We start from the raw sequence: 22056 nt of genomic DNA, 5'->3' as shown, positions 1-22056 counted from the left end.
AGGGTTACGGGCAGACCACCTGGTCGCCCGTCACCGTGCCGAACTCGCCCCGCTGCGGGTCCTCGGCCTTGACCCGCTGGACCTTCGTGAAGTCGGATCCCGCCTTCACCTTCATCGTCCCGCCCTGCCCCTTCACGGCCTTCAGCTCGCACCCGGGCAGTGCCGTCGCCAGGGCCTTCGCCGACCGGTCCCAACGGGGGTCGTAGCTGACCACGGTCCGCCTGAGGTCGCGCGGGCCGCCGTTCAGCGGGGAGCGGGTGGTGTTGAAACCGGTGTCGCGCAGCGCCGCGTCGACCTTCTGGCCGAGCCCGTCCTTCGGCGTCCCGTTGTAGACCTGCACCCGGATCTGCTCCGGGGCCACGCCGACGAGCGTCGCCCTGGGCTGCTTCGGCAGGTGGGGGGCGAGCGGCTTGTCCTCGCGCAGCGCCCGGAACAGCTTCTTCGACTTCTTGGTGTCCCACTTCACCGTGGAGCCGATGCCCTTGACGGGGTACCCACCGTTCTTGATCGGTACGGAGGCGAACTCCGACGAGGCCGGGGTGAAGCCACGCATCGCCTTGCCGAGCTCCAGCATCAGCTCCGTGCCGAACCCCTTGTCGGCGCGGACGGATCGGAGCATCGACGAGGCGACCTGCTGGAACTTCACCGGGTTCGTCAGCACACCGCTGCTGGTGGTCTGCTTGACCAGCGCGGCCATGAACTTCTGCTGGCGTTGCATCCGGCCCAGGTCGGCGGCCCCGTCGATGTGCCGGGACCGTACGTACTGCAGGGCCTTGCCGCCGTCCAGCTTGTGGGTGCCCGGGGCCAGGTTGAGGCCCGTGTAGGGGTCCTTGAGCGGCTTGGCGGTGCAGATCTGCACCCCGCCCAGGGTGTCGACCGTCTCCATGAAGCTGGTGAAGTCGACCTCCATGTAGTGGTCGATCTTGACGCCGGTCATGCCCTCGACGGTGCGCACGGTCAGCTGCGGGCCGCCCTCCGCGTAGGCGGCGTTGAGCTTCACCGGGTGGGCGGAGTGCTTCTTGCCGGTGGTCCGGTCGGTGTGGGCCGGGATCTCGGCGTAACTGTCGCGGGGCAGACTGACGACGCTCGCGCGCCGCTTGTCGGCCGAGAGGTGGACGAGCATGAGGGTGTCGGTGCAGTGACAGGGCGCGCCCCCCAGCCTGTACTTGCTCCTCTCCGCCTTGGTGATCTTCTCCCGGCCGTCGGTGCCGACCAGCAGGAAGTTCATGCCGTGGCTGCCCTGGGGTCGGTTCTTCATGTCCTTGAACGGGTCGACCCGGTCGATCCCCGTCTCCAGGCTGCTCACCACGGCATGGCCGATCCCGCCGGCGCCGAGTACCAGCACGGACAGCCCGGTGGCCACCCGCATGCCCCAGCGGGGCGGCCTCTTCCGGCTGCCGGTCCGAGGCCGGTGCCCGGTGCCCGCTCCGGGCTTCCGAGCGGTTCTGCGCTGTGCGGGAGCGGTGCGGGGGTGCGGTGGACGGGGCGATCGGTGCGGCGTGGGCACGGGGGACACCTCCGCGGTGCGAGTAGGACTTTCGCACGGTAGGCCCATACGATCTGCAGACCGGGAGGAGACCCGGCGGCGCGCGCCGGTGTCCCCCATTCGCGGTAACGTGGCGGCCGAATCACGCCGCATCCCGGGGTGCGAGAGCCCCCCGAACCCCCGGCACCCCCGAGGACCCCTGAGGACCACATGTCTGCCGCGCAGTACCCCGCCGTCTCAGTGATCATGCCGGTGCTCAATGAGGAACGCCATCTCAGGAACTCGGTCCGGCACATCCTGGAGCAGGAGTACGCCGGTGAGATGGAGGTGGTGATCGCCCTCGGTCCCTCGACCGACCGTACGGACGAGATCGCCGCTGAGCTGGTACGGGAGGACTCCCGGGTCCACACCGTGCCGAACCCGACCGGCCGCACCCCCGCCGCGCTGAACGCCGCGATCAAGGCCTCACGTCACCCGATCGTGGTACGGGTCGACGGTCACGGCATGCTCTCCCCGAACTACATTGCGACCGCGGTCCGCCTCCTGGAGGAGACCGGCGCGCAGAACGTCGGCGGCATCATGCACGCCGAGGGTGAGAACGCCTGGGAGGACGCCGTCGCCGCCGCGATGACGTCGAAGATCGGCGTCGGCAACGCGGCCTTCCACACCGGCGGCCAGGCGGGCCCCGCCGAGACCGTGTACCTGGGAGTCTTCCGCCGCGAGGCGCTGGAGCGGGCCGACGGCTACAACGTGGAGTTCATCCGCGCCCAGGACTGGGAGCTGAACTTCCGCATCCGCGAGGCCGGCGGCCAGATCTGGTTCTCGCCGGAGCTGAAGGTGCAGTACCGCCCGCGGCCCAGCATCCGCGCCCTCTCCAAGCAGTACAAGGAGTACGGCCGCTGGCGCCACGTCGTGGCCCGGTACCACGCAGGCTCGATCAACCTGCGCTACCTGGCCCCGCCGACCGCCGTCTGTGCGATCGCGGCCGGCATCGTCGTCGGCGCGGCCGTCACCCCGTGGGCGTTCGTCGTGCCGGCCGGGTACGTCGCGGCGATCGTCGCCGGGTCGCTGCCCGCGGGCAAGGGCCTGCCGCTCAAGGCGCGGGCGCAGATCCCGGTGGCGCTGGCCACCATGCACATGTCGTGGGGATACGGCTTCCTGACCAGCCCGCGGTCGCTCGCGAAGAGGGTCATCGCGAGCCGCCGACCGGCGGTGCGGGAACAGGCGGTCTGACAGCAGTACGCGAGGAAGGGCCCCGCCGTCTCCGGCGGGGCCCTTCCTGCGTACGGCTGTCAGAAGGTGTAGTTCGGGTTGACGTGCATGCACGCCTCCTCGTTCGCACCGTTGAGAGCGCCCGCCGACTCCGGTGTCTTCTCGTCGACGGCCTTGGCCGGGTACGCCCCGTCCTCGCGCCAGTCGGCACCCACGGCCAGCACGATGCCCGAGACGTCGGTCGACTTCTGCACCTGGGACACCGGGATACCGAGGGCCTTGGCGACCGCCTGGGCGTCACCCTCCATGTCCGCGCTGGGGTAGAGGACGCCGGTCCGGCCGGCCGCCGTGACGTTCTGGGAGTCGACCGAGGCCTTGGCGAAGCCCGCGTCCGTGAGCAGGTCCTTGACCGCGGTCGCACGGCCCTGTGCCGGACCGAGACCGTCCGTGCTGGTCGCATTGCGCACGCTGACGGGGATCTCCGCGGCGGGCGCGGCGACGTCCTTGGTGACAGGTGTCTTGCGCTTGGACGCCTTGCCGTCCAGCGGGATGTCCTCACGGACCATCCGGAACACCTGCTCGGCCTCGCCGGTCTTGGGGAACACCCGGCCGGCCAGATTGCCCGTCCCGTAGACGTTCGGCATGGTCGTCATGGTGATGCGGTCGGTCGGGGCCTTCTTGAGCTCCTCCGCCAGGTCGTACAGCTTCTTGACCGTGTCCAGGCCCTTGTCGACCGTCAGCGCGGTGGTGGCCGCCTCGGCGAGCCCCATCAGCTTTCCGGGGTCGGTGAGCTTGGTGCCCTTGCGCAGCTCGCGCACCATCGAGTTCAGGTACTGGTGCTGGGCCTTGGCGCGGCCGAGGTCCGTGTTGTCCTCGAAGCCGTAGCGGGTGCGCAGCCACTGCAGGGCCTGCTCGCCCTTGATGGACGTGGTGCCTTCCTCCAGCTTCAGCCCGGAGCCCCTGCCGTCCCCGTGCGAGTGGATGTTGGCGTCGACACAGACCGGGACGCCGCCGATCGCGTCGGCCATCGAGACCACGCCCGCGAAGTCGATCATCATGAAGTGGTCGATGGTGATCCCGGTGAGCTCGTACCAGGCGGCCACCGTGCACCCGGGCCCGCCGCGGCCGAGGCTCTCGTTCGTCTGGACGGGCCTCGTGCTGGCCGGGTACACCTTGTCGGTTTTCGGGTCGGTGCACTTGGGCATCTTCAGCATGGTGTCGCGCGGCATGCTGACGACCGAGATGTTGCTGCGGTCCGCGGAGAGGTGCAGCAGCATCTGTACGTCGGCGAGCGGTGTGCCCCCGAAGGTCTCCTTGGCGCCGCCGAGCTTCTGGTTGGCCTTGGAGTCACGGGCGTCGGACCCGATGATCAGGATGTTCAGCGGGGTCTGCCCGGCGGCGTTGGCCTTGTGGTCGGCCATGTCCTTGTCGCCGAGGGTCAGGTCCTCTTTCTTGATGTTGCCGTTGAGGTGCTTGTAATAGAGGTATCCAGCTCCGCCGGTGCCGAGTATCAGCAGGGCGAGAACGGACGCGACCCAGCGCAGTACGCGCCGTTTTCCGCGTTTGGCGGACCGTCTGGAACGTCGGTTCGGCCCGCCTTGGCGGTGCCCGCCCTCCGGCGGGGCGGACCGTTCTCGCCGACCGCGACCGTCCCTTGCTCCGCCGTCCTCCATGTCGCCGCTGCCGAGGACACCGTCGACCGGGCCCTCGTGCCGGACGCGCGACCGCGTCCCCTCCCCAGGCGTGCTGCTCCGTCCCACCAGGACCCCCCTGCTGCTCAGACTTTCGCTGTGGCGCGACGACCAGTCGTCACTTCGCGCACTCTGCCTTGTCGGCGCTTGCCTTCTGAATGTCTTCCGGTGCCTCGGCCGGGCCGGTGACGGGCACCCCCGCGCCCTTGAAGTCGGCTCCCAGGGTCAACACCATCGCCTGAATTCCTTCGGCGTCGGCTGCTCCCTGCTTGAGCGCCGTGGCGGGCAGCCCCATGATCGCCGCGAGGGCGCGGGCCTGGTCCGCCTGGTCGGGCGCGTACGCCAGTGTCGTCGTGTCGGCCTTCGCCGGGGCGTTCGCCTTGTTCGTGGCCTCCGGCACGCCCTGCTCGGCCTGCAGCCAGGTGACCGTCGCGTCCGCCGCACCGGCGATGCTGCCGCCGTTGAGGACGTCGACGCGAATGTCGGCCGGATCGGCCTTGGCGCCCTTGAGCACCGCTTCCTGCGTGCTCCTGGCCGCCGTCTCCTTCTGCTTCACCTCGGTCAGGGAGGTGTCGGAGCGCATCATCGCGAAGAGCTGCTCCGACTTCCGTGGTTCCACGACCACGGTGACGGGCGTCGGCTCGGCAGGGTTGTCGATCACCGGCAGCGTGACGAAGGTGATGTTCCTGGTGTCGATCCTGCCGAGTTCCCGCGCGAGCGACGTCAGCTTCTTGATCGACCCGATGCCGGAGTCGACGGTGAGCGCCTTGGTCGCCGCGTCCGCGAGGCCGAAGAGCTTGCTGGGGCTCGTCAGCGTGTCGTCGGACTTCATCTGCCGGATCATCGAGCCGATGAACTGCTGCTGCACCTTGATCCGGTCGAGGTCGCTCTGGTTGCCGAAACTGTGCCTGGTGCGGACGAAGGCCAGTGCCTGCTCGCCCTCGACGGTGGACTCACCGGCCGGCAGGTCGAGGTGCGAGTCGGGGTCCTTGACCGCCTCGGCCAGGCATACCTTGACCCCGCCGACGGCCGTGGACAGCTCCTTGACCGCATTGAAGTCGACCATCATGAAGTGGTCGACGGAGAGGCCGGTGATCTTCTTGACCGTGCGCATCGTGCAGCCCGGGTCGCGCCCTTCCTGGCCGAGGCTGACGTTGAACCGGACGTTCCGCGAGCCGGGTACGACCTTCTCCGAACCGTCCGGCTGCTTGGTGGTGCACTCCGGGATGTCCGTCATCAGGTCCCGGGGGATGCTCATCGCCGTGGCGTTGGTGCGGTCCGCGGAGACGTGGAAGAGGATGTTGGTGTCGGCGTGGCCGGTGCTGCCCTTGTCGCCGTAGCCCTCGTTGCCGCTGCCGGTGCGTTTGTCGGTGCCGATGATCAGTATGTTGAGCGGCCCCTCGGCGGCGACGCTCTTGCTGCCCGCGTCACCGACGTCGACGGTGTCGAGGTTGCCGTTGAACTTCTGGTACAGGGCGTACGCCCCCGCCGATCCGGCCACGATCACGAAGGCCATCACGCCGCCGGTCCACAGCAGGGCCTTCTTCCGCCGTGCCTTCGGGGGCGTGCGCTTGCGGCGCCCGGCCGGCACCGACGGCTGCTCCTGGGTGTGCCCGCTCCGTGCGGGGCGGCGGTTCCGCTGCCCGGGCACCTCGCGGAGGGCGTCGTCGGAGGCATAGGGGTCCGGCGTACGGGACGTGCCGGACGACTCTGTTCCGGAGTGGTTCAGTCGCAATTCGTAATTGCCGGTCTGCAGGTTGAGTACCCACTGGTCGGCGGCGTCGATTTCGTCCGCCCGCCCACGGCTATGCGCGTCCACGGTTTCCTGAATCCTCCGTCGGTGCCACGCGAGGCGCCTCCCCCGGCAGGGCGCTCGGTCTGTCGCTCCAGCAGTGCGCGGCCTTGGGGCCGACGGCACCGGATCGCGTCACACTATCCGGCCGATTCGGCCATGGGCGGCGTGCGTGACATATTCCACCCCTCTTATAACCGGGCATTCTGCCTATTCCACTCCGATTGCCGCCCATTGCTTGGCCATTGCTTTACTGGTCGCACGGGTCGTCCGCGGCATTCGACCCCGAATAGGTGGGGGCGGGCGTCGGACTCCCGTCCGTATCGCCGGGCTTCTCGTCGGTGGGGTTCTTCTCGGAACTGTGAGTCGGCTGTGAATTCCCCGCATTGTTCTCGTCGGCGGGGACCACGGCGACGGGCTCGTCCTTGCGCAACTGCTCGAACAGCCGGTCGGCGTCCGGCTGGACGAGCTCGTCCCGGTTCCGGTCCGCGCGGTAGGGCTGCCGGGGCACGGTCAGGAACTGCACCTTCTCCGTGGGTACGTTCCGCATCCCGCGCACCAGGTCGTACAGGTCCCTGAGCGAGTCCAGCCCCGGGTCGGTGGTGAGCGACTTCGTCGCCGCGTCCAGCACCGGGTACAGCCTCGTCGGGTTGAGCAGGACGCCGTTGCTCTGCATCTTGTTCACGAGGGCCCCGAGGAACTTCTGCTGGCGGTCCATCCGCTCGGTGTCGCTGCCGTCGCCGATCGACTTGCGGGCCCGTACGTACCCCAGTGCCTGCTCGCCGTCGAGCTTCTGGCGACCCGCGGGGAGCTCGAGATGGGCGTCGTCGTCCTTGACCGGCTCCTTGAGGCAGACCTCGACACCGTCCACGGCGTCGACCATGTCCTTGAAGCCGCTGAAGTCGATGACCATGTGGTGGTCGACGCGAATGCCCGTCATGTTCTCGACGGTGCGGATCGTGCAGGCGGTGCCGCCCAGTTCGAAGGCCCAGTTGAACTGGGCGAACTGCTTCCTGGTGGCTTTGCCGCCCGCGGGGTGACAGCTCGGGATGTCGACCATCAGGTCACGCGGGATGGACACCGCGGTGGCGCTCTTACGGTCGGCCGCGAGGTGCAGGAGGATCGTGGTGTCCGAGCGCTGACTGCCGCCGTCGTCCCGGCCGTACTTGCCGTTGTCGCCCGACCGGGTGTCCGAGCCGATGAGCAGGATGTTCTGCGCGTCCATCGCGATCGCGGTGGGGCGCTCCTTCTCGTACGCCTTGAGCTCGGCGGCGGCGCTCGTGTCGGTCGTGATGTTGCCGTCGAGCTTCTTGTACAGCCACCAGCCGACCCCGGCGGCGACCAGCACGAGGAACGAGGCGGCGAGAGCGGTCCAGCGGAGCCAGTGCCGCCGGTGCCCGGGAACTCCGCCCTTGGGCCGGTCCGCCCAGGTCTGGATCCCCTCGTCACCGCCGCCGTCGCCGCTGTCGTTCCCGGCGTCGCCGCCCGGGGCGGGTGAGCCGTCCTGCGGGGTTGCCCCGGAACCGTCCTGCGACCCTTCCCGCGGCCCGCCCTTCGGCCCGTCCTCGGCCGAGGAGTCCGGGCGGTCCGGGCGATCCGGGTCGGCAGGGGGTCCGGAGCTGTCGGTCACGTCTGTGTCCATCCTTCACGTTCGGCGGCGCGATGAGCCGCCGGTCGCAGGAGTAGACGGCTGAACCTCACGCTTGGTTGTGCATTCAGACGGAGTGGTCTGTACCGCCCGATCATGTACCGCAGCCGGTGCTCAGTCCCGGGGGCTCGGCCCGCCGTGGGCCGGACGGGTGGCCCACGGAGCGCTTGTCATACCGCGGTGCCGCTGACCCGCTCGCTCTCGACGCGCTTGGCCAGTCCATCCGCGTCCAGCAGGCCGAGGTGGCGGCACAGGACCACGGAGCCCCCGGCGGCCAGCGGGGCGAAGAGACCGGCGGAGAGTCCTCCCCAGGTGTCGTACGAACGTCCCGTCAGCAGGCGCGACCCCGGCGTGAGGCCCAGTTCCGCCGCGTCCTCGCGGGCCCGTGCGACGAGCCGGTCCGCCGTCAGTTCGACGCCGTCCACGGCCAGGGCGGGCGCGGCGGGGTCGACGGGTGCGTACGGGGAGAAGCGGTCGCCCTGGCCCGGCACCTCCACCGCGTAGTCCGCGAAGCCCTCGGGCGGCTGAGGGAAACGGCCGCCGAGAGGGCGCAGCGCCAGCGCGATCCGCTCGCCGCGGCAGGCGCGCGCACGGTCCAGCGTGTCCGGTCCGCTGACGACGAGATCGGCGGCGGCGGGGTCGCCCTGGACATCGGCGACGACGCCCACCGACGAGCACGCGAGCAGCCAGACCGCGGACTGCCAGTGGGCGGGGAGCAGCAGCGCCAGCCGGTCGCCCGGTTCGGCGGCCAGATCTCCCTGCAGCAGATTGGCGGTCTTGGCCACCCAATTGGCGAAGGTGGCCACCGACAGTTCGACGCGCTCTCCGGTTGCGTCGTCGTAGAAGGTGACCAGGGGGCGGGCCGGGTCCGCGGCGAGCGCGGATCGCAGCAGGTCGGCGGGGGTGCGATCACTGGCGTTCATCCGCGCAAGGGTACGCGGCCGGTACGGACGGGGCGGGGCGCGACGGGTGCCGCATACACCGGATCGGCAGACGGTCCGTCAAGTGGGGGCGGCGCCCCTCCAGTAGCCGGAGATGTCGGTTCTGCCCAGGATTTCCTGTATGCATGCACTTCTTGCAACCTCCATCGGCGTCACCTGCGCGGCGGCACTCACCCTGCCGCTCGCCGCGCCCGCGCCTGCCGCACCCGCTTCTGCCCCGGTCGCCCAGGCGGCCGGGGCTACCGCTGCCGAACCCTCGGGTTCGACGCAGTCCCTGCCCCTGCGACCGCTCACCGGCGAGTCCTCGCGGGCCACCGGTGAACCCACCGACTCCAGGTCGCTGTCCCCCGAATCCGCCCAGGGTCTGGGTCAGCGCAAAGCCCACCGCTTCTCGCTCGTCGGCGTGGTCTGGGACGACGCCGACACCGAACTCCACGGAACCGTGCAGGTCCGTACCCGCTCGACCGCCACCGCGCGCTGGTCCGGCTGGCAGGACCTCGAGACACACAACTCCGACCACGGTGCCGACACCGGGAGCGCCGAGCGCGAGTCCGCCACGGTCCGCGGTTCCACGGCCCCGCTCTGGGTCGGCGACTCGGACGGCGTCGAAGTACGCGTACGTGCCGAGGCCGCGCAGAACCGGGCCGACCGGTCGGCACCGCTCCCCGAGGGGCTGCGGGTGGAACTCGTCGACCCGGGCGACGACCCGCAGCAGCCCGCCGCCGGCACCCCTGGCACCGGCACCGCCACGCCCGTCACGTCCCCCCAGCCCGGTGCGCTTCCCGGTGCCGGCGCCCTCACCCTGGCGGCGGCCGAGAGTTCCGCCGTGAACGCCGACCTCGCCCCGCTCGGCGCCACCGAGATCCCCGCCCTCAGCAAGGCCGAGTCCGAGGAACAGGCCGTCGTGGCCGCGGGCGCCAAGCCGTTCGTGGGACCACGCCCGCGCATCGTCACGCGCAAGGGCTGGGGCGCCGACGAGAGCCTGCGGGAGCGCAACTTCGCGTACACCACGACCGTCAAGGCCGCCTTCATCCACCACAGCGCCACGGGCAACAACTACACCTGTGCCCAGGCGCCCTCGGTCCTGCGCAGTATCTACCGCTACCACGTCAAGAGCAGTGGCTGGCGCGACTTCGGCTACAACTTCGCCGTCGACAAGTGCGGAAACATCTACGAAGGACGCGCGGGAGGCGTGACGAAGGCTGTCCTGGGGGCCCACACCCTCGGTTTCAACTCCAACAGCATGGGCATCGCGGTACTCGGAACGTACAGCTCGAAGAATCCGCCCGCCGCCTCCGTGACCGCGATCGCCAAGCTCACCGCATGGAAGCTCGGTCTGTTCGGCCGCAACCCCAAGGCCAAGGTCACGCTCGTCTCGGGCGGCAGCGGCAAGTACAAGAAGGGTGCGAAGGCCAAGCTCAACGTCATCTCCGGTCACCGCGACGGTTTCGCAACCGAATGCCCCGGGAGCCGTCTCTACAAGAAGCTCGGCACGGCCCGGACCAGTTCGGCCAACCTGCAGGGCCGCTGACCGGGAGAGCTCCGAACGGTCTGCATACACTGGCCAGCCGATACGAGGCCCGGCCCCAGCAGGAAGCAGAGACGGTGCTGTGACAGAGGCAAGAGAAGCGATCCTCCTGGTAGGAGGCAAGGGCACCCGGCTGCGTCCGCTCACGGTGCACACCCCGAAGCCGATGGTTCCGGCGGCGGGGGTCCCGTTCCTCACGCACCAGCTGGCGCGTGCACGGGCGGCCGGGGTGGAGCACATCGTGCTCGCGACGTCCTACCTGGCGGAGGTGTTCGAACCGTACTTCGGTGACGGTTCGTCGCTCGGCCTCTCCATCGAGTACGTCACCGAGCACGAGCCGCTCGGTACGGGCGGAGCCATCCGCAACGTGGCGTCGCGGCTGGCCTCCGGCCCGGACGAGCCCGTCCTCATCTTCAACGGGGACATCCTCACCGGTCTCGACATCCGGGCCCTGGTCACGTCGCACGCCACGTCGGGAGCGGACGTCTCCCTGCACCTCACGAGAGTGGAGGACCCGCGTGCCTTCGGTCTCGTACCGACGGACGCCTCGGGCAGGGTGACGGCCTTCCTCGAGAAGCCGCAGACGCCCGAGGAGATAGTCACCGACCAGATCAACGCGGGGGCGTACATCTTCCGCAGGTCGGTCATCGACACCATCCCGGCCGGCCGGCCGGTCTCGGTGGAACGCGAGACCTTCCCCGGACTCCTCGCCTCCGGTGCCCATCTCCAGGGCATGGTCGACTCCACCTACTGGCTCGACCTCGGCACCCCGCAGGCGTTCGTCCGCGGCTCGGCCGACCTGGTCCTGGGCCGCGCACCGTCCCCGGCGGTGCCGGGCCGCTGCGGGGACCGCCTGGTGCTGCCCACCGCATCCGTGGCCGCCGACGCCAAACTCACCGGCGGTACGGTCATCGGCGAGGGCGCGCTGATCGGCGCGGGCGCGAGGATCTCGGGTTCCACCGTCCTGGCGGACGCGGTCGTCGAACCGGGGGCCGTGATCACCGACTCGCTGGTCGGGGCGGGCGCCAGGATCGGCAGCCGTACGGTGCTCGCCGGCGCGGTGATCGGGGACGGCGCACAGGTCGGAGCCGACAACGAACTGCGCGACGGGGTCCGCGTCTGGTGCGGTGCCGTCCTTCCGGACGCCTCGGTGCGTTTCTCCTCCGACGAGTAGGTTCCGTTCCGTCGGCCGTACCCTCGAAGGCAACCGACGACCGAGGACCTCATCCGTGGCAGGACGCTTCGTACCCCGCACCACCGCCGTGCCCCATCAGCTGCCGGCGGCGGCGGTCACGTCCGTCCCGACCCTGGACCGGACCTGGACCCCGCCGGGTCCGCTCGATCTGCGGCTCGTCCTGAGCCCCCTGCGGCGGGGCCCCGTGGACCCCACGTACCGGGCCCTGCCCGACGGCTCGTTCTGGCGGGCCACTCGCACACCCGCCGGTCCCGGCACCCTCCGGGTCACGGCCGCCCGGGACGGCCGGATCGAGGCGGCGGCCTGGGGCCCCGGCGCGCAGTGGCTCCTGGACAGGCTGCCGGCGCTGCTCGGCGAGGGGGACGACCCGGACGCCTTCCGCCCGCGCCACCGGCTGGTCGCCGCGACCCACCACAGCCGGCCCGGTCTGCGCCTGCTGCGCACCGGTCTGGTGATGGAGTCCCTGATTCCGTCGATCCTCGAACAGAAGGTCACCACCGACGAGGCCTACCGCGCCTGGCGCCTGCTGGTCCGCCGCTACGGCACCCCGGCGCCCGGCCCCCAGGACGGGCTGTTCGGCGCCCACGGCCTGTACGTCATGCCCGACGCCAGGACCTGGTCCCTGATCCCGTCCTGGGAATGGCACCGTGCGGGCGTCGACGCCAAGCGCTCCTCGACGATCCTGCGTGCCGTCCGGGTGGCACGCAGGATGCAGGAAGCCGCCGCCATGGAGCTCCCCGAGGCCATGGCCCGTCTGGAGCTGATCCCGGGCATCGGCCCCTGGACCGCGGCGGAGACCCTGCAGCGCTCGAACGGCGCCGCCGACGCGGTCACGGTCGGCGACCTCCACCTCCCGGGCATCGTCGGCCACGCCCTGGCGGGCAACAGGAACGCCGACGACGAGGAGATGCTGGCCCTCCTGGCCCCGTACGAGGGCCAGCGGCACCGGGCGACGCGCCTGATCATGCTGTCGGGCCGCACCCCGGCCCGCCGGGCCCCTCGCATGACACCGGGCGACATCGCCCGCCTGTGAGAGCCGTGAGAGCCGTGAGAGCCGTGAAGGGCCCGTGACGGGCAGGGAGACCCCCTGTCCGCCTCACCTCACCGCGACGAACTCCTCGACGTCGCGCGGGCCCCGCTCACGTGGCGCACCCGCCGCGTGCCCCACGGCCACCGCGCCCAGCGGATCCCACGAGTCCGGAAGGTCCAGCACCTCGCGCACCACGTCCCGGCAGAACATCGTCGAGGACACCCACGCCGAGCCGAGCCGCTCACCGGCCAGCGCCACCAGGAAGTTCTGGACGCCCGCGCCGGCCGCGACCACGAACATCTCGCGCTCCGCGGCGTCCCTGCGCTCGTCCCCGTAGGTGTGCGAGCCGTCCATCACCAGGCACGGCACCGCCAGATACGGCGCGTTGCGCAGGACGTCGCCCCGCCGCACCCGCTTGGCGATCGACTCCTCGCTCCGGCCGTCCCGGCGCAGGTCCGCGATCCACGCGTCGCGCATCGCGTCGAGCAGCCGGGTCCGTGACTCCGCCGACTCCAGCAGGACGAACCGCCACGGCGTCGTGTGATGCGGGGCCGGAGCCGTCACCGCCGCCGCGACCGCACGCCGTACGGCTCCCGGGTCCACCGGCTCGTCCGTGAACTCCCGCACCGTGCGCCGCAGATGCAGCGCCTCGCGTACCGCTTCGGACGTTCCCAGCCGGAACATGTCGTCGGCGGCGACCCGCACCATGGCCCGGGCACCGCCCCCGGTGTCCGCCGTGGCCGTGACATGGGCCAGCCCGCGCACCACCGCGACCGGCAGCCCCGACGCCTTGCCCTTCACCAGGTCACCGGCCGAGGCCAGCTCGTCGGCCGTGGCGACCACGGTCGCGCTCAGCGGATTGCCGTACGCGTCCGTGCCGCCCCGGAGGTCGTCCAGCACCCTGACCCCGGCGGCCCCGATCGCGACGTCCGTCAGGCCGTTGCGCCAGGGGCGCCCGAAGGTGTCCGTGACGACGACTCCGACCTCGACCCCGAGCGTGTCGCGCAGTCCGTCCCGGATCGCCCGTGCGGAGGCGTCCGGGTCCTCGGGGAGCAGCAGAACGGTGCCGGTGGGGGTGTTGGACGCGTCGACCCCGGCCGCGGCCATGACGAGGCCCTGCCGGTTCTCCACGATCCGCAGCGTTCCGCGCCGGGCGACCACGCGGACGGTCTCGGCGTCGATCGCCGCCTCGCGGTCGGCCGCCTCGACGATCCGGCCCTCCGCCTTGGAGACGATCTTCGATGTGACGAGCAGGACGTCCCCGTCCACGAGCCCCGGGTCCGTGGTGGCGATCAGCTTGGCGATGTCGTCGCCCGCCCTCACCTCGGGCATCCCCGGCAGCGCCCACACCCGGTACGAGGGTGCCCCGTCGGGTCCGCGGTTCACGCCCGTACCTCCTCGGCGAGTGTCAGAGCCTGCCGCGCCATCTCCGCGGTCGCGTCCACGTCCGTCATCATCAGCGGCACGGCGCGGCAGCGGATTCCGGCCGCCTCGACCCCGGCCACGGACCCGGCGTCCACGGTGTCGACGAGCCATCCGTCGAGCAGCCCCGAGCCGTAGTGCTGTGCGACGGCCGAGGCCGTCGCTTCGACGCCCACCGCGGCCAGCACCTTGTCGGCCATGCCGCGCACGGGTGCGCCACCGACGATGGGGGAGAGGCCGACGACCGGCACCCCGGCCTCGGCGATCGCTTCCCGGATCCCGGGCACGGCCAGGATGGTGCCCACCGAGACGACGGGATTGGACGGCGGGAAGACGATGACGTCGGCCTCGGCGATCGCTTCGAGCACTCCCGGCGCGGGCTTGGCCTGCTCGGCGCCGACCGGCACGATCGCCTGCGCCGTCACGGAGGCGCGCAGCTTCACCCAGTACTCCTGGAAGTGGATGGCTCTGCTCTCGCCGTCGACGTCGACGGCCACGTGTGTCTCGACGCGGTCGTCGGACATCGGGATCAGCCGGACCCCCGGCTTCCAGCGCGCACAGAGCGCCTCGGTGACCGCGCTCAGCGGATAGCCCGCGCCGAGCATCTGCGTACGGACGATGTGGGTCGCGAAGTCACGGTCGCCGAGCCCGAACCACTCGGGTCCCACGCCGTACGCCGCGAGTTCTTCCTTGACCTGGAAACTCTCGTCCGTACGCCCCCAGCCCTGCTCCTCGTTGATGCCACCGCCGAGGGTGTACATCACGGTGTCCAGGTCGGGGCAGACCTTCAGCCCGAACAGATGGATGTCGTCGCCGGTGTTGCCGATCACCGTGATGTCCGCGTCAGGGGCGGCCTGTTTGAGGCCACGCAGGAAACGAGCACCACCGATACCGCCGGCCAGAACCACAATGCGCATGAGGACCAGTCTGTCAGGCGGGACGCGGTCCCCGTGGGGGTGGTCGTGACGTCGCCGTCAGGCGGGTACGGCGTCCAGGGCGGCCGGGGCGCACTGCGCGGTGTGCATCGGCATGTCGGTCAGACCCGGGTAGTAGATGTGCAGGCTGACGGCCGGTTCGAGCGAGTCGTTGACGACCTCGTGGACGTAGCCGGGCGCGAAGACGCGCTGTGCGCCGGCGCCGAGCGTCCGCGTCCCGCCCTCCGTGCGCTCGGTCAGTTCGCCTTCGAGGACGGTGAGTACACCCGAGGACAGGCCGTGGTCGTGGAGCCCGCTGCCCTGGCCGGGAACCCAGCTCAGCAGCCACACCTCGTAGCCGGGCGGGGTCTCCCCCGCCGTGGCGGAGCCGGTGGCCGGGGGAACGCTCTGCAGCCGGTGGTACCAGCGGGTGGTGGTGTCGTACCGGACGAGGTGCGCCCAGCGGGACCGGTCCGCGGCGAGGGAACGGGCCAGGCCGACGAACTCGGCCACGGTGGAGGGGTGGGTGCGGGCCGGCTGGAGGAGGTGCTGGACCTCGAGGATGTCGCCGGCGATCGAGAGGTCGCTGTCGCTGCTGTTCATGGGTGCGGTGGTCCTCGGCATGGGGGTGCATGTGCGGGGGGAGTCGCGGAGACCCGAAAGCGGGGAAGGAGAGCTGGATCAGAGCTGGAGCTCAGGGCTTCAACAGCTGTGACAGCTGGAACAGCAACAGCGGGCCTGGACAGCCGTACGGAACCCACGGACGTGGGTCGGGTACGCGGCTGTGGTCGCTGGCATGCAGTCAAGGAGACCGGCTTGCTCGTCCTTCTGTCAACCCAATGCCCGAATTGGCGGCAATGTTTCACCCCATCCGGTTGTAGTGGGTGGAGAAAGGTTTTGGCAGTTGCGGGAGAGGCAAGGTGGCGCATCAACCGCATGAGTAAACGCGGTTGAGGATCCGTGACCCGACTGTGATCTTGATCCCTTCGGTGATCGAATCGCAACATCGGGGCAACCCCGGTCGTCTCACTCGGTGAGAAGCGGCGCGGAGCCAGGCCGATGGCATATGTCAGGTTTTTGGTGATTTGAACACTTTCCGCATAGGCTTGGTTCCGCAGAGTGAATACCAGGGCCAATAGCAGATCTTCGCTTGACTGGCCCGGAGCTACACACTTGTAATTTCACTCGTGTCGTTCGGCCGCTTCAGTAACGGCTGCATCACGGGGACGCAAGAGACAGACGAGGGGCGCACATGACCGAGCTGTTCCAGCAACTGCTGGTCGAGGACGCGGACGAGGAACTCGGCTGGCAGGAGCGCGCACTGTGCGCCCAGACAGACCCCGAGTCCTTCTTTCCCGAGAAGGGCGGATCCACCCGCGAGGCGAAGAAGGTCTGTCTCGCCTGCGAAGTCCGTTCCGAATGCCTTGAGTACGCCCTCAACAACGACGAACGGTTCGGTATCTGGGGCGGCCTCTCCGAGCGTGAGCGGCGACGCCTCAAGAAGGCCGCCATCTGAGCTGCACCACCGCGGACCACGCATGCCGGTGGCCCGTGGTTCCCACCCTGCGCACAGGGCGGGAACCACGGGCCACCGGCATGTCCGGACGCCTCCGGTCACCGCCGTCGAACCGCTCGGCACGGGGCGCACACCCGTACCGTTAGTGTGGGGCCCCGTCCGAGAGACGCGCCAACGCCCCGCCGGGGCGCGCGTGTACACCGATGCAGCCCCCGGGGGGATCCCCCTCCGGACCCGGCCGGAGGGCCCGTACCTCGATGTCCGTGCACAGCACCTCGGCGGCGCCGAACGCGGTCGCCGCCGCCCCAGAGTTCCCCCGGCACGTCGTCACCGCCGTGCTCGTCTCCCACGACGGCGCACGCTGGCTGCCCGATGTGCTCGCCGGGCTGCTCGGGCAGGAACGCCCCGTACAGAACGTCGTCGCCGCCGACACCGGCAGCGCCGACGACTCCGCCCGGCTGGTCACCGAGGCCCTGGGCGGCGAACGCGTCCTGCACCTCGCGCGCCGTACGAACTTCGGCACGGCCGTCGACGAGGCGAGCCGCACGGCCGGCGTCCTCACCCCCGACGACCTTCCGTACCTCAAGCGCCCCAGCGGCTGGGACCCGGTCAGCCGGACCTGGCGCGACGACGCGTACGACCTGCCGGAGCTCCCGCACGGCGAACCCGTCCAGTGGCTGTGGCTGCTGCACGACGACAGCGCACCCGAGCCGGACGCGCTCGCCGAGATGCTGCGCGTCGTCGACAACGACAGGCACGCCGCGATCGTCGGACCCAAGCTGCGCGGCTGGTACGACCGCAAGCAGCTGCTCGAGGTCGGCGTCTCCATCGCGAACAGCGGACGCCGCTGGACCGGACTCGACCGGCGCGAGCAGGACCAGGGCCAGCACGACCAGGTCCGAACCGTGCTCTCCGTCTCCTCCGCGGGCATGCTCATCCGCCGTGACGTCTGGGAGGAGCTCGGCGGCTTCGACCGCAGACTTCCGCTGATGCGTGACGACCTCGACCTGTGCTGGCGGGCCCACATGGCCGGCCACCGGGTACTCGTCGCACCCGACGCCATCCTTCGGCACGCCGAGGCATCCGCCAGGGAACGCCGCCCCATCGACTGCGCCGGACGCTCCGTCTCCAGCCCGCACCGCGTCGACAAGGCGGGCGCCGTCTACGCGATGCTCGTCAACGCCCGCGGCAAGCAGCTGCCCTGGGCCCTGCTCCGTCTCGTTCTCGGCACCCTGCTCCGCACCCTCGCCTACCTCGTCGGAAAAGTCCCCGGGCAGGCGCTCGACGAGGTCGCCGGACTCTTCGGCACCCTGCTGCGCCCCGGGCGGATCTTCTCGGCACGCCGCGCACGCGGCAAGGGGGCCGTGGACCCCGCCGAACTGCGTGCGCTCTTCCCGCCGCCCGGCGCCACCGTCCGCGCGACCGTCGAACAGGTCGCGGGCAACTTCGGCAACCGCACCGACTCCGACTCCGGCGGCTCACGGCACGGAGCCGTCGAGTCCGGGCCCGGCGGTGACGACGCCGACTTCCTGGAGATCGAGCAGTTCGCGCGGCTCAAGAGGATCGGCCGCAAGCCCGGCCCCGTGCTCTTCGCGCTGCTCCTCCTCGTCTCGCTCATCGCCTGCCGCAGCCTCCTGGCCGGCGGCGCACTCGTGGGCGGCGCCCTGCTGCCCGCACCCGCGGACGTCTCCGACCTGTGGGGGCGTTACGCGGACGGCTGGCACCCGGTCGGTACGGGCGGTACCCAGACCGCACCGCCCTACCTCGCCGTGATCGCCGCACTGTCGGCCCTGTTCCTCGGCTCCACCGGCTTCGCGCTGACCCTGCTGCTGGTCTGCTCGGTACCGCTCGCCGGACTCACCGCCTACTTCGCCTCCCGGCCGCTGATCGAGTCCCGGCTGCTGCGGGCCTGGGCGAGCATCGCGTACGCCTTCCTGCCCGCCGCCACCGGAGCGCTGGCCACCGGCCGCCTAGGCACCGCCGTACTGGCCGTCCTGCTCCCGCTGATCGCCCGCGCGGCCGTTGCCGCGTACGGGCTGCGCGGCGACGGAGGAACGGCGCGCGGCAGCTGGCGTGCCACCTGGGCGTACACGCTGCTGATCACCTTCGCGATGGCCTTCACCCCGATCGTCTGGCCGCTCGCCGTGACCCTCGGTATCGGGGTGCTCGTCCTGCGCCGGGGCGACATCACCGCGTACGGACTGCGCTTCCTGGCCACCGTCGGCACTCCGCTGCTGGTCCTCGCGCCCTGGTCGCTGTCCCTGCTCTCCGGCCCGTCCGGCTTCCTCAGGGAGGCCGGCCTCGACATCGGTACGGGAACGGCGTCCGCGCTCGACCTGCTCGGCATCAGCCCCGGTGGCCCCAAGGCCGCGGGCGGCGTTCTGCTGCTCGGCATCGTGCTGGCGGCGCTGGCGGCCCTGCTGCGCGGGGAGAGGCAGTTCGCGATCCGCGCCGCGTGGGCTGCCGCGCTCGTCGGGCTGCTCTTCGCCGGACTCTCCAACGGGTCCACCTGGGCGGGCCCGGCCACCCTCGTCTACGGGACCGCGCTGATCGCCGCCGCGCTGCTCGGCGCCGACGGCGCCCGCGTGCGCGTGACCGCGCTCAGCTTCGGCTGGCGTCAGCCGGTCGCCGCCCTGATCGCCCTGGCCGCCGGGATCGCGCCCGTGCTGGCCGCGGCCGGGTGGATGATCGGCGGCGCGGCCGGACCGCTGGAGCGCCGGGATCCGGTGCAGGTGCCCGAGTTCGTCGCGGAGGAGAGCACGAACAACAGCGACCAGCCGCGCACCCTGGTCCTCGGCGGTACGTCACCGGCCGCCGTGTCCTACAGCCTGGTCCGGGGCTCGGGCGCCCGCCTCGGCGACGCCGAGCTCACCGAGGCGGGCGGCAGCAACGCCCACCTCGACAAGGTCGTCGCCAACCTGGTCGCGGGCTCCGGTGCCGACCAGGGCGGTCAGCTGAGCGGCTTCGCGATCCGTTACGTCCTCGTGCGGGACGGGGCGCCGCGGCAGATGAGCCGCGTGCTCGACTCCACTCCGGGCTTGAAGAGGCTCAGCCAGCTGGACGGCAGTGCCCTGTGGCGCGTCGACCGCCCGGTCGCCCGCGTCATGATCGTCCCGCCGTCCGGGGCGAGCGGGGAGGAAGCCGCGCAGCTGCAGGTCGGCTCGCTCGCCGTCGAAGCCCACTCCAGGATTCCTGAGGGCGGCTCCGGACGGGTGCTGCGGATCGCCGACGCGGCGGACCCGGGCTGGCAGGCCACGCTGGACGGCCGTGCGCTGACCCCCAAAACCGTGGACGGCTGGGCGCAGGGCTTCGAGCTCCCGTCCGAGGGCGGCAGGCTGGACCTCACGTACGACAGCCCCGTCACACACACCGCCTGGATCTGGGCGCAGGTGGCGCTCGCCGTCGTCCTGCTGGTCCTGGCACTGCCCGGACGCCGCCGGGAGATCGACGACGACCTGCCCGAGGAGGCCGTGACCGCCGGGGCCGAGGCACTCACCGGAGACGGACGCAGGGCGCGCCGGCTCCGGGCGGCGGCCGAGGCCGAGGCCGCGGCGGCGGGGGAGGACGGCGCGGAGACCCCGTACGAGGTTCCGTACGGCCAGGACGCCGCAGCCGCTCCTGTCGTCCAGGAGCCTGCCGGAGCGCCCGGGGAGTACATCCCGGCGCAGCAGAGCGCCGATCCGTACGCGGCGGTCCCGGAGGAGCAGGACGCGACCGGCACGTACGCGGCGGTCCCGCAGCAGAACTACGGGGGGTGGGACGCGCAGCAGTACCAGGGCGCGGACTACAGCCAGTACCAGGGCGAGCAGTACCAGCCCCAGCAGTACCAGGGCGAGCAGTACCAGGGCGGGCAGGACAACGGCGGGTACGGCACCGGCCAGTACGGCGAGCAGTACCCGGCGGCCGACCCCTACGGGACCGGCCAGTACCAGCCGGACCCGTACCAGCAGGGCGCCTACGACCCGTACGGCTATGCACAGCAGCAGCCCCAGGCACCGGGCACGGGCGAAGCCGCCCCGTACGACGCACATGACGAGAACACCGCTCCGGGCGAGGGCCCCTGGCCGTCCGGCAACGCATCGCGAGGCGAGTCCGAGTGAAGTCCACCCCCCTGTCCCTCATCGCGGGCACCGTCGCCCTCGCCGCCGTCACCGGTTTCGCCGCGCTCACCGCGCCGGGCGACGCGGGCACGCCGGAGGCCGGGGCGGCCGCGAGGCTCCCCGTCGAACGCTCCAGCCTGCTCTGCCCCGCGCCCGGCGGCTCCGACCTGTCGGACACGACGTACACGTCCTTCACCCCGGCGGGGGAGAGCGACGGCGAGGCCGGCACCGCCGAGCTGAAGCCGTCCGTTGCGCTCCCGGTGGACGAGGACGTGCCGTCCGACGCGGAGAAGTCCGACGCGGAGAAGGACGAGGAGGGCGAGAAGGACAAGGACGAGGACAGCGAGAAGGACGAGGCCAAGGAGAAGGCCGCGGCCGACAAGCCCGTCATCACGCTCAAGGCGTCCGGCAAGCCGGCCACCGCCGAGACGTCCGATTCCGACGCTCCCGCACTGATCGGCACCGCCACCGGCAAGCTGGCACCCGGCTGGGCCGCCCAGCAGACCACCACGAACCTCGCCGGCGGGTCCCGCGGTCTTCTCGGCGTCAGTTGCTCCGGGCCGGACACGGACTTCTGGTTCCCGGGCGCGAGCACCGCGGCGACGCGGCAGGACTACGTCCATCTGACCAACCCCGACGACACCGCCGCCGTCGCCGACATCGAGCTGTACGGCCCCGAGGGCGCGCTCAAGACCGATGTGGGCGAGGGCATCACGGTTCCGGCGAGGTCGAGTGTCCCGATGCTGATCTCGACCCTGACCACCGAGGCCGTCGAGGACGTGACGGTCCACGTCACCACCCGGGAGGGCCGTGTCGGCGCCGTCGTCAAGGCCGCGGACGACGCGGCGGGCAGTGACTGGCTGGCGGCGTCCGAGGACCCGGCGGGCACGCTCGTGATGCCCGGCATCCCGGCCGACGCCACCTCGGTACGGCTGGTGGCCTTCGCGCCCGGCGAGGACGATGCCGATGTGAAGGTGCAGCTGATGGGGAAGAGCGCGACGTTCGCGCCGGCCGGGAAGGACACCCTGCACATCAAGTCGCAGATGACCGCGGGCGTCGACCTCAAGAACGTCACGCGGGGGGAGCCCGGATCGCTCCTGCTGTCGCCCGCGCAGGGCTCCACGACCCCGATCGTGGCCGCGCTGCGCGTGGTGCGGGGCACCGGTGACGAGCAGGAGATCGCCTACATTCCGGCGACGGGCCCGGTGGGCGAGCGGGCGAGCGTGGCCGACAACCGGGCGAAGGGCTCGGTGCTCTCCCTGACCGCACCCGGCGAGACCGCCAAGGTCAAGGTGACGGCGTCCGCGGGCAGCGAAGGCGGCGAATCGACCGTCAAGACGTACACGGTCAAGGGCGGTACGACCCTCGAGGTGACCCCGGAGGTCCCGTCCGGGCTCAAGGGCGGCTACGCGCTGACGGTCGAGACGGAATCGGGCGGCCCGGTCCATGCCGCCCGTACCCTCACGATCCCGCAGGACGGCGTCCAGATGTTCACCGTCCAGACGCTGCCGGACGACGGCGGCACGGTCGAGGTGCCCGCGGCGGAGCAGGACCTCTCGGTCCTGGACGACTGAGGTGGCC

General features: G+C 71.2%; 15 protein-coding genes. 7 read left to right on the top strand and 8 right to left on the bottom strand.

Annotated elements, in window-relative coordinates; translation table 11 throughout:
- Positions 1–4: 4 nt before the first annotated feature.
- Complete coding sequence (locus tag ACFW9O_RS14285) at positions 5–1369, bottom strand: LCP family protein (protein ID WP_384609009.1); 1365 nt, start codon at positions 1367–1369, stop codon at positions 5–7.
- A gap of 327 nt (positions 1370–1696) precedes the next feature.
- Here ACFW9O_RS14285 and ACFW9O_RS14280 point away from each other — a divergent pair, with 327 nt between their 5' ends.
- Positions 1697–2719: a glycosyltransferase family 2 protein gene (locus ACFW9O_RS14280; protein ID WP_384609006.1), complete on the top strand. Its 1023-nt coding sequence runs from the start codon at positions 1697–1699 to the stop codon at positions 2717–2719.
- A 59-nt stretch (positions 2720–2778) separates the two neighbouring features.
- On the opposite strand, the gene ACFW9O_RS14275 is transcribed toward ACFW9O_RS14280, so the two are convergent.
- From ACFW9O_RS14275 to ACFW9O_RS14260, 4 genes are all read right to left on the bottom strand, one after another.
- Positions 2779–4458 carry an LCP family protein gene (locus ACFW9O_RS14275; protein ID WP_351179992.1) on the bottom strand — a complete coding sequence of 560 codons (1680 nt, stop codon included), beginning with the start codon at positions 4456–4458 and terminating at the stop codon, positions 2779–2781.
- A 49-nt stretch (positions 4459–4507) separates the two neighbouring features.
- Entirely contained in the window at positions 4508–6208 is a 1701-nt protein-coding gene (locus tag ACFW9O_RS14270) for an LCP family protein (protein ID WP_384609003.1), read from the bottom strand.
- A gap of 223 nt (positions 6209–6431) precedes the next feature.
- Positions 6432–7823, bottom strand: coding sequence for an LCP family protein (locus ACFW9O_RS14265; protein WP_384609000.1), 1392 nt, complete (start codon positions 7821–7823; stop codon positions 6432–6434).
- Between the two features lie 176 nt (positions 7824–7999).
- Positions 8000–8752 (bottom strand): TIGR03089 family protein, encoded by a 753-nt coding sequence (locus ACFW9O_RS14260; protein WP_384608997.1) that lies wholly within the window; start codon positions 8750–8752, stop codon positions 8000–8002.
- A gap of 139 nt (positions 8753–8891) precedes the next feature.
- On the opposite strand from ACFW9O_RS14260, the gene ACFW9O_RS14255 reads away from it, so the two are divergent.
- The 3 genes from ACFW9O_RS14255 (at position 8892) to ACFW9O_RS14245 (ending at position 12526) form a co-directional block, all read left to right on the top strand.
- Positions 8892–10301 carry a peptidoglycan recognition protein gene (locus tag ACFW9O_RS14255; protein ID WP_384608994.1) on the top strand — a complete coding sequence of 470 codons (1410 nt, stop codon included), beginning with the start codon at positions 8892–8894 and terminating at the stop codon, positions 10299–10301.
- 79 nt (positions 10302–10380) lie between these two features.
- Positions 10381–11472: an NDP-sugar synthase gene (locus ACFW9O_RS14250; RefSeq protein ID WP_351179977.1), complete on the top strand. Its 1092-nt coding sequence runs from the start codon at positions 10381–10383 to the stop codon at positions 11470–11472.
- A 55-nt stretch (positions 11473–11527) separates the two neighbouring features.
- Positions 11528–12526, top strand: a complete 999-nt coding sequence (locus ACFW9O_RS14245) for a DNA-3-methyladenine glycosylase family protein (RefSeq protein WP_384608991.1) — start codon at positions 11528–11530, stop codon at positions 12524–12526.
- Positions 12527–12589: 63 nt separating this feature from the next.
- Here ACFW9O_RS14245 and ACFW9O_RS14240 read toward each other — a convergent pair whose 3' ends face one another.
- Genes ACFW9O_RS14240 through ACFW9O_RS14230 form a run of 3 tightly spaced genes read right to left on the bottom strand, consistent with a single transcriptional unit; the run spans position 12590 to position 15462 of the window.
- A complete protein-coding gene (locus ACFW9O_RS14240; protein ID WP_384609610.1) occupies positions 12590–13855 on the bottom strand; it encodes a coenzyme F420-0:L-glutamate ligase in 1266 nt (421 codons plus the stop codon).
- Between the two features lie 50 nt (positions 13856–13905).
- A complete protein-coding gene (cofD, locus tag ACFW9O_RS14235) occupies positions 13906–14862 on the bottom strand; it encodes a 2-phospho-L-lactate transferase (RefSeq protein ID WP_384608988.1) in 957 nt (318 codons plus the stop codon).
- Positions 14863–14919: 57 nt separating this feature from the next.
- Positions 14920–15462: a cysteine dioxygenase gene (locus ACFW9O_RS14230; RefSeq protein WP_384608985.1), complete on the bottom strand. Its 543-nt coding sequence runs from the start codon at positions 15460–15462 to the stop codon at positions 14920–14922.
- A 649-nt stretch (positions 15463–16111) separates the two neighbouring features.
- On the opposite strand from ACFW9O_RS14230, the gene ACFW9O_RS14225 reads away from it, so the two are divergent.
- From ACFW9O_RS14225 to ACFW9O_RS14215, 3 genes are all read left to right on the top strand, one after another.
- Entirely contained in the window at positions 16112–16375 is a 264-nt protein-coding gene (locus ACFW9O_RS14225; RefSeq protein ID WP_031093859.1) for a WhiB family transcriptional regulator, read from the top strand.
- A gap of 257 nt (positions 16376–16632) precedes the next feature.
- A complete protein-coding gene (locus ACFW9O_RS14220; RefSeq protein ID WP_384608982.1) occupies positions 16633–20475 on the top strand; it encodes a glycosyltransferase family 2 protein in 3843 nt (1280 codons plus the stop codon).
- The gene (locus ACFW9O_RS14215) at positions 20472–22049 is read left to right on the top strand and encodes a DUF5719 family protein (RefSeq protein WP_384608979.1); all 1578 of its coding nucleotides are present in this window, start codon (positions 20472–20474) and stop codon (positions 22047–22049) included. Before ACFW9O_RS14220 ends, ACFW9O_RS14215 begins: the two co-directional genes overlap by 4 nt.
- Positions 22050–22056 lie beyond the last annotated feature (7 nt).

This window comes from Streptomyces sp. NPDC059499 (assembly GCF_042749285.1).
Taxonomy (GTDB): Bacteria; Actinomycetota; Actinomycetes; order Streptomycetales; family Streptomycetaceae; genus Streptomyces.
The sequence above is the reverse complement of the archived record's forward strand: the minus strand, read 5'-3'. Positions and strand labels throughout refer to the sequence as shown.